The following is an 11,471-nucleotide window of genomic DNA, read 5'->3' as shown; positions in this document are numbered from 1 at the left end:
GAAGGCCTTCCTCTGGAGGGCTTTCGATGACGATCAGGCTTGTTCTCGCCGGCTGCGGCAATATGGGCTACGCCATGCTCTCGGGCTGGCTGAAATCCGGCAAGCTCGCGCCGTCGGCGGTTTTCGTGGTCGAGCCCAATGCCGATCTGCGCAATCGCGCGGCAACGCTGGGCTGCGCGACATCAGCCGATGCCGGTAGCATACCGGCCGATGCCCTGCCCGATCTCGTCGTCATCGCGGTGAAGCCGCAGGTGATCCGCGACGTCACGGCCGCCTACAAGCGCTTCGGCGACGGCCGCACCACCTTCGTCAGCATCGCCGCCGGCACGCCTGCCGCCACCTTCGAGGAAATCCTCGGCAACCGCGCGCCGATCGTGCGCTGCATGCCCAACACGCCCGCGGCGATCGGCAAGGGCATGATGGTGGTGTTCTCCAACAAGCTCGTGTCCGATGACACCAAGCGTTTCGTCGCCGACCTTTTGTCGGCGAGCGGCGAAGTGGCCACCATCGACGATGAGGGCCTGATGGATGCGGTGACCGCCGTGTCCGGATCGGGGCCGGCCTATATTTTCCATTTCATCGAAGCGCTGACGGTTGCCGCCGAGAAGGCCGGTCTGCCGACGGCGACCGCCAAGCTGCTCGCCATGCAGACCGTCTATGGCGCCGCCTCGCTCGCCGCCGAAAGCGGCGAGGAACCGGGCGTGCTGCGCCGGCAGGTCACCAGCCCCAACGGCACGACGGCCGCGGCGCTGGCCGTTCTGATGGGCGAGGACCGGCTGACCAATCTGCTGACGCAAGCGGTGGAGGCTGCGCGGCTGCGGTCGGTCGAACTGGGGAGATAAATCCTCAGTTTGTCCCGTACAGCATCTCATCCTGCAGCCGGCGCAAGGCGAACAGCCTCGTCGTCTGGTCGGGCGACGCATTATCCGCCGTCAGCAATTCGCCTTTCGTGACCGGTTTCAGCACCTTGCCGCCCTCGAGCAGGCCGACCGGCACGGCGCGCTGGGCGCGGGCTTCGCCGACGGTCATCGTCCAGGAGCGGTAACAAGTCTCGCCGATCGCATCGAAGGTCTCGCCGGCGACTAGGTCGCGCTTGGCAACGGCGCAGACTTCGGCCACGGGCCGCGGCAACGGCACCATGTCGGGCTTGCCGAAAAGCACGATGCGGGCTGCGGTCAGCGGCACTTCCAGCGATGTCAGATGATAAGGCCGGAACAGGCTGTAATAGGGGCCGTGCCCGATATGTAGATCGTCCATGCGCTCGATGATGCGCGGATGCGTCGCCTCGACGATGACGAAGACGCCGGGCGCGACGCCCTTGCCGACCGTGTAGTCGACGACGCCTTTCTTCGTGAGCAGACCGCCATCCTCGCGCGGGATCAGCACCTTGGCGAGGTCGTCGCGATCGGCCTTGGGGCCGTGCATGCCGGGGACGTCCGGCACCAGCCCGGTGGCGTTGGCGATGGCGCACATCTCGACCATGGTCTTGGAGCCGTCGACGAACTCGACCAGCATGCGCGGGTTCATGTTGCGGCGGATCGCTTCGGCGCGATAGTCGTCCGGTACGGCATCGTGGTTGAGCGGGTTGTTCTTGCCCTTGCCGGCCGACACGATGGTCAGCCCGAGCGCCGACGCAAACTCGATCAGTTCCATGCAGCTCGACGGCTCGTCGCCCGCACCCACCGAATAGACGACGCCAAGCCGGTCGGCCTGCTGCTTGAGATAGCAGCCGATGGTGACGTCGGCCTCGACGTTCATCATCACCAGATGCTTGCCGTGCTCCATCGCCATGAGGTCGAAATCGGCGGCGACGCCCGGCTTGCCGGTGGCGTCGATGACGACGTCGATCAGCGGATTGGTGACCAGCATCTCGTTGGATGTGATGGCGATCTTGCCACTTTCGATGGCGCCGGTGACTTTCGACGCGGTGTCGGCTTCGACCGCCATGGCTTCGTCGCCATAGGCGATGCGGATAGCGTCGCGCGCGGTGTGCGGGCGGCGCGTCGAGACGGCGCAGACCGAAATGCCCGGCATCAGCATGCCCTGCGTGACCAGATCGGTGCCCATTTCGCCCGAGCCGATGACACCGATGCGCACCGGGCGGTTCTCGGCGGCACGCTTGGCGAGATCACGGGCAAGCCCGGTCAGGGCGACGTTGGTCATGCAGGAATGTCCACAGCTTCGTGATTTGGGGTCGGATAGCAGGGAATGGGTTCTATTTGCCAACGAAACCCGGTCGCGACCGGCAATTTCCCACGAAATCGTCTCGGAAGGCACGTCCGCCGGGGCTCGATTCGCCGAAACCCAACCAATTGACATTGTAGCGGACAACCCCAATAAAACATTCGTTTGTCAACAAAGGCAAATGTTCACCGACGCGACAGTCGGGAAGCATTCGCCTCTGCGGCAAGTTGGGGAGTGTCTTTGCGCCACGGCGTCAAAGGCTGGATGGAGCATCATTGCGAGGCGTCGAGCGAAGGCTCGCGGCTCCAGGGGAGGAAAAATGGATACTGTTCTCGCGGGCCTAAAAGGGGCCATCGATACGCTTGGCCCGACGATCCTGCTGCCAATTGTCATTTTCGTCATCGCCGTGGTTCTGGGCGCCAAGGTCAGCAAGGCTTTTCGCGCCGCCGTCACCATCGGCGTCGCCTTCATCGGCATCAATCTGGTGCTTGGCCTCATGTTCACGTCGATTGGCGACGTCGCCAAGGCCATCGTCACCAACACCGGCATCCATCGCGACATCATCGATGTCGGCTGGCCCTCCGCGGCCGCGATCGCCTTCGGCTCATCGGTCGGCCTTTGGGTCATTCCGGTCGGCATCCTCGTCAACATCGTGCTGTTGCTGACACGCATGACGCGCACGCTCAATGTCGACGTCTGGAACTTCTGGCACTTCGCCTTTGTCGGCTCGCTGGTCGTCGCCGCAACCGACAACCTGGCCTATGGCATCGCGGTCGCAGCGCTTGTCGCAGCACTCTCGCTGTTGTTCGCCGACTGGTCGGCGCGCGCGGTGCAGCAGTTCTACGGCGTGCCCGGCATCTCCGTGCCGCATCTCGCCTCGGCGCAGATCCTGCCGATCGCCATTGTGCTCAACTGGATCATGGACCGCATTCCCGGGATCAACCGCATCAACATCAACACCGATACGATCGAGCGCAGGTTCGGCGTGTTCGGCGAACCTGTCGTGATGGGCCTCATCATCGGCCTCGTGCTTGGTGCGATCGCCTTCTACAATGCGGGTGATCTCAGCGTGGTGCTGGCCAAGGTTCTGGGCACCGGCATGACGCTGGCCGCGGTGATGCTGCTGCTGCCGCGCATGGTCAAGATCCTGATGGAAGGCCTGCTGCCGGTTTCCGACGCAGCCCAGGCATTCGTGCGCAAGCGCACGGGCGATCGCGAGCTTCTTGTTGGCCTCGATTCCGCGATCCTGATCGGCCATCCGGCCGCGATCTCGTCGTCGCTGATCCTGGTGCCGATCGCGATCATCCTGTCCATCATCCTGCCGGGCAACCGCGTCATCCTGTTCGCCGACCTTGCGGTCATTCCCTTCATCGTCGCCATGACCGCGCCGCTGGTCAAAGGCAACGTGTTCCGCATGGTGGTGATCGGCACGGTGACGCTGGCCATCGGCTTCTACGTCGCCAACGCGCTGGCGCCGCTGTTCACAAGTGCTGCCGTCGCATCGGGCTTCAAGCTGCCGGCGGATGCGCTGCAGATCACCTCGGTGGTCGACGGCTTCCTGTGGGTGCCTTACGTGGTCATCGAGGCGATCCAGGGGCTTGGACTTGTCGGCATCATCGTGATCGCGGTGGTCATCGCGGCATTGTTTGTCCTCTACCGCCGCAATCCGCTCGGCTGGGAGCGGGCCGCGGGCGCCGAGGACGAGCCGGCCGAAGAGACGGCCTGAACCTGATAGGGTCCACCCTTCAAACCGATCGTGCGCCCTCCTCGGGCGCCCGATTTCATCGACGGAGCCCGATCGTGCGCCCTCCTCGGGGCGCATGATTTCATCGACGGAGCAAAGAATGTCCGACGGCCTCATGCAGCTTCTGGATCCCGACGCGATCGTGCTCGGATCCGATGCCTCGACCAATGAGGAGATCATCCGCATCCTGGCGGGCCGGCTGGAGAGACTTGGCTATGTCAAAAGCTCCTATGCCGACGCGGTCGTGCGCCGCGAATTGACCATCCCGACAGGACTGCCGCTGGAACGCTCCGACAATGTCGCGGTGCCGCACACCGATCCGGAGCATGTGCTGAAGCCTGGCATCGCGATGGGCACATTGAAGCAACCAGTGACCTTCGCCAACATGGAGGATCCCGACGAGATGCTGCCGGTCGGCTTCGTCTTCCTGCTTGCCATAAACGACAAGGACAAGCAGATAGAGGCGCTGCAGGCCGTCATGGCCACCATCCAGAACCCGCAAGCTTTGGATGATTTGAGGTCGGCCAGAACCCTCGAAGACGTGCGAGCCGTACTCGGCTGATAACCAAGGAGAGAAGCAGAGATGTCCAGACAGAAAACCATTCTCTTCGCCTGCGGCACGGGCATCGCCACCTCGACCGCGGTCAATGTCGCCGTCACCGAGGAAATGAAGAAACGTGGCCTCACCTTCAATGCCCAGCAGGCAAAGGCCACCGAAGTGCCCGGACTGGCCGACAATGTCGACTTCATCGTCGCAACCACCCCGATCTCCGCTTCGGTGACCAAGCCGGTCATCAAGGGCCTCGCCTTCCTCACCGGCATCGGCAAGGACAAAGTGCTCGACGAGATCGAGGCGCAATTGCGCAAGTGACGGTCCAGACGCCACGCGCAGGCTGACGCGGCTTCACACCACCCTGACGTAGCTCGTCATGCCCGATTTCTGGTGCTCGATGATGTGGCAGTGCAGCAGCCAGTCGCCGGGATTGTCGGCGACGAAACCGAGCTGAACCTTCTCGTTGGGCTGGATGAGATAGGTGTCGGAAATGACAGGCTGAACCTGGCGCGTCGAGGATGACAGCACCTTGAAGCTCATGCCGTGCAGATGCATGGGATGGGATTGCGGCGTCAGGTTCTCCATGTCGATGACGTAGCTTTGGCCAAGCTTCAATTCGGCCAGCGGCGCGGTCGGATCCGGCGTATCGCCGGGCCACGGCACCTTGTTGATGGCCCAGAAACTGTAGCCAAGCGAACCGCAGATGCCATCGCTCGGGACGTTTTCCGCCGTGGCGCTGAGCGCCAGGGAAATATGCCTGGCACTGGCGAGATCCACTTCCGCCACCGGATTGAGCTCCAGTGGAGCAAGATCGCGAATGTCCCGCTTGAGGGAGTTTCCTGTCGCGCGCAGGGTTGCCAGGATTTTTGGCTTGGTGCCTCTGACGTCCCTCAAGCTGACGATCGCGCCTTCCTCGTCGGGCATGCGTATGGCCAGCTCCATGCGCTGGCCGGGTCCAAGCAGCAAGGCATCGGGCGAAAAACGCTCAGGCACCGGATTGCCGTCGAGCGCCATGACACTCGCCTCCGCACCGTCGACGCGAAAAGCGTAGATGCGCGTCACGTCGGTGATGGCGACCCTGAGCCGCACCAGCCCTCCGGCCGGCGTGTCATATTGCGGCTGGTCGAGCCAGTTTGCGGTGCGCACCGTGCCGTAGGTGCCGGTTCTTGCGGCATCGCGCGGCCGGAACTGGTCGATGAACTGACCGTCGTCGCCGAGGCGCCAGTCACGCAAATTGAGGACGATTTCGGCATCGAATTTCGGATCGCTTGGGTTTTCGACCACGATCACGCCCGTCAGGCCATGGCCCATCTGCTCCAGCGTGTTGCAATGCGGGTGGTACCAGAAGGTGCCGGCATCGGGCGGCGTGAAGGCGTAGTCGAAATGATCGCCGGTGTAGACGTAGGGCTGGACCAGGAACGGCACGCCGTCCATCTTGTTTGGAACGCGAATACCGTGCCAGTGGATCGTCGTCGGATCGTCGATCGCGTTGACAAGGCGTGCAGCGAAGGGCTGGCCTTTTTTCATTCTGAGCACGGGCGGCATTCCGGCGTTGCCATAGGTCAGCACATCCCTGGTCTGGCCGATATCCATCAGCTTCGCCTGGATCTTTGCCGTCTGCAAAACCACCGGCTCAGGCGTGGCAGCGGCCCAGCCACCAAGCCGGCCCATGGCCGAAAGCCCGACCCCGCCTGCGCCGGCAATCGCTGCCGTTTTCAAAAGCCGGCGTCGGGTGAGTATGGTCATTTGACGCTCCAGCTGCAAAGACGGCTGCCCTGGGTTTATCGCAGCCTTGGATCGTAAGCGAGCATCCTGTGCCTAAACCGACTCCGCCACCGGCCTTAAGCAAAAGACGCTGGCGTGGACGGACAATCGACCACAATAAGCATCGCTGGCGGAGCGGCGCGCGACTATTTCGGCCGCGCCCCATAGGCGGCAAGGAATGCTTCGACCGAAGCATCGGCGTGCCGCTCGAGGTCCGCCTTCGAACGCGGGTTGCTTCCGGTGAACATGGCTTCGTTCATTGGGATCCAGAGAAGCATTCCGAAGAGATGGCTGGCCGCCAGACGGGGATCGCTGGTCTGCAACAGGCCTCGACTGGTAAGCTTTTGAAAGCATGATGCCACCGAGGCAAGCATGCGTTCAAAACCTTTTTCATACCAGCTCCGGCCAAGCTGCGGCATCCGATCCGCGTTGGCGATAATCAGACGCCGCAGCTTCAGCAGCTCTTCGTCCATCAGCGTCGTTGTCATGCGTCGGGCAAGCTGCTGTAGCCCACCCTCCATGAATTTCGCCTCGGAAAGCAGCATCGTCACGGACTCGACGACATCGTTGGTCTGGCTGGCGGTGGACTCGACGACTTCGCCGAAAAGCGTCTCCTTGTCCGTGAAATGCTTGTAGACAGTCTGCTTGGATGCGCCTGCTTTGGTGGCGATCTCTTCCATGCTGGTTCCATCATAGCCCTTGGCGATGAAGGCGGCCGTAGCCGCTTCAATGATTTCACGATCCTTGCGAGCCGACCTGGTCTCACCATCAATTTTCATAGCGCCTCTCAACCGGTACTAGACGGTACCGTTCCCGCATGGTAGCCATAGTTACAGTACTAGACTGGCTAGTACCCATCAACGGCAGCAAGGCTTAGACCGATGACCAAAATGATCTTCCTCAATCTACCGGTACGCGATCTGCAGGCGGCGACCAAGTTCTATCTCGCGATCGGGGGCACGCTGAACCCGCAGTTCTCGAGCGACCAGTCCAGCTCGATCATGTTCTCAGACTCGATCGGGGTCATGTTGCTGACGCACCAGCATTACAGCCAGTTCACAGCGCGCCCGATCGGCGACCCCAAGCGGGACAGCCAGATGTTGATCGCACTCACCGTCGACAGCAAGGACGAGGTCAATGTCGTAATCGAGAAGGGCGTAGCGGCAGGCGGTCGCGCCGATCCCAACCCGGCGCAGGATCTCGGTTTCATGTTCAACCGCCACATCGAAGATCCGGACGGCAACGTCTGGGAGCTGCTGTGGATGAACCCGTCGGCCATGCAATAGCCCACAGGAATCGAAGCGGGCCAGGATGACACTGGAGAAGCGATCGGCATTCGCCTGTCGCTTCCGCCAGGCGCGCCGGCATCGGCTATTCAGCCGCCTCGGCATAGTGTGCCGGCACGTAGTTGAGGATGGGGCCAAGCCAGCGCTCGGCCTCGACCAACGGCATCGCCTTGCGGCGTGCATAATCCTCGACCTGGTCGCGTTCGACCTTGGCGACGCCGAAATAATAGCTTTCGGGATGCGCCAGATAGATCCCCGAGACGGATGAACCCGGCCACATCGCATAGCTTTCGGTCAGTCTCACGCCGGCATTGCCTTCGCCGTCGAGCAGCCGGAACAAAGTCGCCTTCTCCGTATGGTCTGGCTGAGCCGGATAGCCGGGCGCCGGTCGGATGCCGCGATAGGGTTCGCCGATCAGCTCGTCCGGCGCCAACGATTCGTCTGGCACGTAGCCCCAGAATTCCTTGCGCACCTTCTCATGCATGCGCTCGGCAAAGGCTTCGGCGAAGCGGTCGGCCAGCGCCTTGACCATGATCGAGGAATAGTCGTCATTCGCCCGCTCGAACCGTTCGGCGATAGCCACCTCCTCGATGCCGGCGGTGACGATGAAGCCGCCGATGTAATCGGCTTTGCCGCACTCCGCCGGCGCGACGAAATCCGACAGGGCAACATTGGCCTTGCCGTCGCGCTTGGTCAGTTGCTGGCGCAAGGTGAAGAACGTCGCCAGTTCCTGCGACCGCTTCTCGTCCGTAAACAGCCTGATGTCGTCGCCGACGGCGTTGGCCGGCCAGAAGCCGATGACGCCGCGCGGCGCGAACCATTTCTCGGCGATGATCTTGTTCAGCATCGCCTGCGCATCCTCGAACAGCTGGCGCGCGGCGGCGCCTTGCGCCTCGTCTTCGAGTATTTTGGGATAGCGGCCCTTCAGCTCCCAGGTCTGGAAGAACGGCGTCCAATCGATGTAGCGCGCGAGCTCGGTCAGGTCCCAGTTCTCGAACACCTTGACGCCTGTGAAGGACGGCTTCGGCGGCTCATATTCGGACCAGTCTATCCGATGCGCATTGGCCCTCGCCTTGGCCAGCGGCAAACGCTGCTTGTCGGCTTCCGAGCGGGCATGCGCATCGGCGACCTTCTTGTATTCGGCGCGCACCGTATCGACAAAGCCGCCCTTGCTCTCGTTGGACAGCAAGGATGAGACCACGCCGACCGCGCGGCTGGCGTCGGTGACATAGACCGTCTGCCCCTTGCTGTAGCGCGGGTGGATCTTCACCGCCGTGTGCACGCGGCTGGTCGTCGCGCCGCCGATCAGCAGCGGAATGTCGAAGCCTTCACGCTCCATCTCGGCGGCCATGTGCGCCATCTCGTCCAGCGACGGCGTAATCAGGCCGGACAGGCCGATGATATCGACATTTTGCTCGCGCGCCGTCTGCAGGATCCTGGCCGCCGGCACCATGACGCCGAGATCGATGATCTCGTAATTGTTGCAGGCGAGAACCACGCCGACGATGTTCTTGCCGATGTCATGGACATCGCCCTTGACCGTCGCCATCAGGATTTTTCCGGCCGTTTTGCGTTCGCCATTGTCGATGCCGTTGGCGGCGTTTGCCAGCTTCTCGGCTTCCATGTGCGGCAGCAGTCCAGCCACCGCCTGCTTCATCACCCGCGCCGACTTCACCACTTGCGGCAGGAACATCTTTCCCGCACCGAACAGATCACCGACGACGTTCATGCCGGCCATCAGCGGACCTTCGATGACATGCAGCGGCCGCTCGGCGGCAAGCCGTGCTTCCTCGGTGTCGGCGTCGATGAATTCGGTGATGCCGTTGACCAGCGCATGGCTGATCCGCTGTTCGACAGTCCATTCGCGCCAGACGAGATCGCGCTCCTGCGCTTCCTTGCCGGCCGTGCCCTTGAAGCGTTCGGCGATCTCCAGCATGCGTTCGGTGGCGGTGCCGCCGGCCTTGGGCGCGCGGTTGAGCACGACATCCTCGCAGGCCTCGCGCAGATCAGGCTCGATCGTATCGTAGACGGCGAGCTGGCCGGCATTGACGATGCCCATGTCCATGCCGCGCTGGATGGCATGGTAAAGGAATACGGCATGCATGGCCTCGCGCACCGGCTCGTTGCCACGGAACGAGAAAGACAGGTTCGACACGCCGCCGGAAATGTGGACATGCGGCAGCGTGGCGGTGATCTCGCCGGCCGCCTCGATGAAGTCGACGCCGTAATTGTCGTGCTCCTCGATGCCCGTGGCGATGGCGAACACGTTGGGATCGAAGACGATGTCCTCGGGCGGGAAGCCGGCCTGCTCGGTGAGGAGCTTGTAGGCGCGGGTGCAGATCTCGACCTTGCGCGCCTTGGTGTCGGCCTGGCCGTCCTCGTCGAAGGCCATAACGACGACGGCGGCGCCATAGGCGCGGACCAGCCTGGCATGATGCAGGAAGGCTTCTTCGCCCTCCTTCATCGAGATGGAGTTGACCAGCGGCTTGCCCTGCACGCATTTCAAGCCGGCTTCGATGATCTCCCACTTCGAACTGTCGACCATGACAGGAATGCGGGCGATGTCCGGCTCGGCGGCGATCAGGTTGAGGTATTCGACCATGGCCTTCTTCGAATCGATCAGACCCTCGTCCATGTTGATGTCGATGATCTGCGCGCCGTTGGCGACCTGGTCGCGGGCGACGTCGAGCGCGGCGACATAGTCGCCCGCCGTGATCAGTTTCCGGAACTTGGCCGAGCCGGTGACATTGGTTCGCTCGCCGACATTGACGAAGGGGATCTCGTCGGTGAGCGTGAATGGCTCCAGCCCGGACAGGCGCATCCTGAGCTCAATGTCCGGAATGGCGCGCGGCGGATACTTCCGCACCGCCTCGGCGATGGCGCGGATGTGCTCCGGCGTCGAGCCGCAGCAGCCGCCGACGACATTGACCAGTCCCTCACGCGCGAAATCCTCGATCTGGGCGGCCATGAAGTCCGGGCTTTCGTCATACCGGCCGAATTCGTTGGGCAGGCCGGCATTCGGATAAGCGCAGACAAAGGTGTCGGCGACACCGGATATTTCGGCCAGATGCGCTCGCATGGCGTTGGCGCCGAGCGCGCAGTTGAGGCCGATGGTGAAGGGGTTGGCATGGCGCACCGAATGCCAGAAGGCGGTCGGCGTCTGGCCCGACAGCGTGCGGCCGGAGAGGTCCGTGATGGTGCCCGAAATCATCACGGGCAGGCGCACGCCCTTCTCGATGAAGATCTCTTCCGCCGCGAAGATCGCCGCCTTGGCGTTCAGCGTGTCGAAGATGGTCTCGATCAGGATGATGTCGGCGCCGCCATCGATCAACCCGCGCAGCTGCTCGCCATAGGCGAGGCGCAAATCGTCGAAGGTCACGGCGCGATAGCCGGGATTGTTGACGTCGGGCGACATCGAGGCGGTGCGGTTGGTCGGCCCGAGCGCTCCGGCGACAAACCTTCGCTTGCCGTCCTGCTGCTCGGCCCGAACAGCGGCGCGCCTGACCAGCCGCGCGCCATCGCGGTTCAGCGCATAGACGGCATCTTCCATGCCGTAGTCGGCCTGGGCGATCGAGGTCGAGGAGAAAGTATTGGTCTCCAGGATGTCGGCGCCTGCGATGGCGTATTGATAATGGATCTCCTCGATCGCCCCGGGCTGGGTCAGGATCAGGAGATCGTTGTTGCCCTGCTGATGGCAGGCGCAGCCGGCGAAAGCCTCGCCGCGGAATTGGTCCTCGTTAAACCCGAGGCCCTGGATCTGCGTGCCCATGGCGCCGTCGAGGATGAGAATGCGCTCGCGTGCCGCCGCTGTCAGCGCGGCAAGCACTTCCGAGCCGTCCGGTTTTGCCGCGACGGGGCCGAACAATGCGTCCAGCGAGGCAGAATTCTGCGACATTTTTTATCCCTTTGGCGACAGGCCTTTTCATGGCACATAAGGATA

Annotated in this window: 9 protein-coding genes; 5 read left to right on the top strand and 4 right to left on the bottom strand. The window is 62.8% G+C overall.

Translation table 11 applies throughout. The features are described from left to right. The first annotated feature begins 26 nt into the window (after nucleotides 1-26). Nucleotides 27-842, top strand: coding sequence for a pyrroline-5-carboxylate reductase (proC, locus tag LB559_RS10055; RefSeq protein WP_063172835.1), 816 nt, complete (start codon nucleotides 27-29; stop codon nucleotides 840-842). A 4-nt stretch (nucleotides 843-846) separates the two neighbouring features. Here proC and LB559_RS10050 read toward each other — a convergent pair whose 3' ends face one another. Next, entirely contained in the window at nucleotides 847-2,163 is a 1,317-nt protein-coding gene (locus LB559_RS10050) for an NAD(P)H-dependent oxidoreductase (RefSeq protein WP_064994587.1), read from the bottom strand. Between the two features lie 340 nt (nucleotides 2,164-2,503). Between LB559_RS10050 and LB559_RS10045 the strand changes: the two genes are divergently transcribed. The 3 genes from LB559_RS10045 to LB559_RS10035 all read left to right on the top strand — a co-directional run bounded on the left by LB559_RS10045 (nucleotide 2,504) and on the right by LB559_RS10035 (nucleotide 4,799). After that, on the top strand, nucleotides 2,504-3,910 hold the full coding sequence (locus LB559_RS10045; RefSeq protein WP_013530221.1) for a PTS galactitol transporter subunit IIC: 1,407 nt from the start codon (nucleotides 2,504-2,506) through the stop codon (nucleotides 3,908-3,910). Nucleotides 3,911-4,028: 118 nt separating this feature from the next. Continuing rightward, nucleotides 4,029-4,490: a PTS sugar transporter subunit IIA gene (locus LB559_RS10040; RefSeq protein ID WP_127267974.1), complete on the top strand. Its 462-nt coding sequence runs from the start codon at nucleotides 4,029-4,031 to the stop codon at nucleotides 4,488-4,490. A 21-nt stretch (nucleotides 4,491-4,511) separates the two neighbouring features. After that, a complete protein-coding gene (locus LB559_RS10035; protein ID WP_023809203.1) occupies nucleotides 4,512-4,799 on the top strand; it encodes a PTS sugar transporter subunit IIB in 288 nt (95 codons plus the stop codon). A 33-nt stretch (nucleotides 4,800-4,832) separates the two neighbouring features. On the opposite strand, the gene LB559_RS10030 is transcribed toward LB559_RS10035, so the two are convergent. Further along, on the bottom strand, nucleotides 4,833-6,227 hold the full coding sequence (locus LB559_RS10030) for a multicopper oxidase family protein (protein ID WP_224673945.1): 1,395 nt from the start codon (nucleotides 6,225-6,227) through the stop codon (nucleotides 4,833-4,835). A 164-nt stretch (nucleotides 6,228-6,391) separates the two neighbouring features. After that, complete coding sequence (locus LB559_RS10025; protein ID WP_024504795.1) at nucleotides 6,392-7,024, bottom strand: TetR/AcrR family transcriptional regulator; 633 nt, start codon at nucleotides 7,022-7,024, stop codon at nucleotides 6,392-6,394. A gap of 102 nt (nucleotides 7,025-7,126) precedes the next feature. Between LB559_RS10025 and LB559_RS10020 the strand changes: the two genes are divergently transcribed. Continuing rightward, nucleotides 7,127-7,531, top strand: coding sequence for a VOC family protein (locus LB559_RS10020; protein ID WP_013530216.1), 405 nt, complete (start codon nucleotides 7,127-7,129; stop codon nucleotides 7,529-7,531). 85 nt (nucleotides 7,532-7,616) lie between these two features. Here the strand turns inward: LB559_RS10020 and metH are convergent, their stop codons facing one another. Next, a complete protein-coding gene (gene metH, locus LB559_RS10015) occupies nucleotides 7,617-11,426 on the bottom strand; it encodes a methionine synthase (RefSeq protein ID WP_224673944.1) in 3,810 nt (1,269 codons plus the stop codon). Nucleotides 11,427-11,471 lie beyond the last annotated feature (45 nt).

This window comes from Mesorhizobium sp. BR1-1-3 (assembly GCF_020165455.1).
GTDB lineage: Bacteria > Pseudomonadota > Alphaproteobacteria > Rhizobiales > Rhizobiaceae > Mesorhizobium > Mesorhizobium ciceri.
Note: the sequence above shows the minus strand (reverse complement) of the source record. Positions and strands in the feature narration are given on the sequence as shown.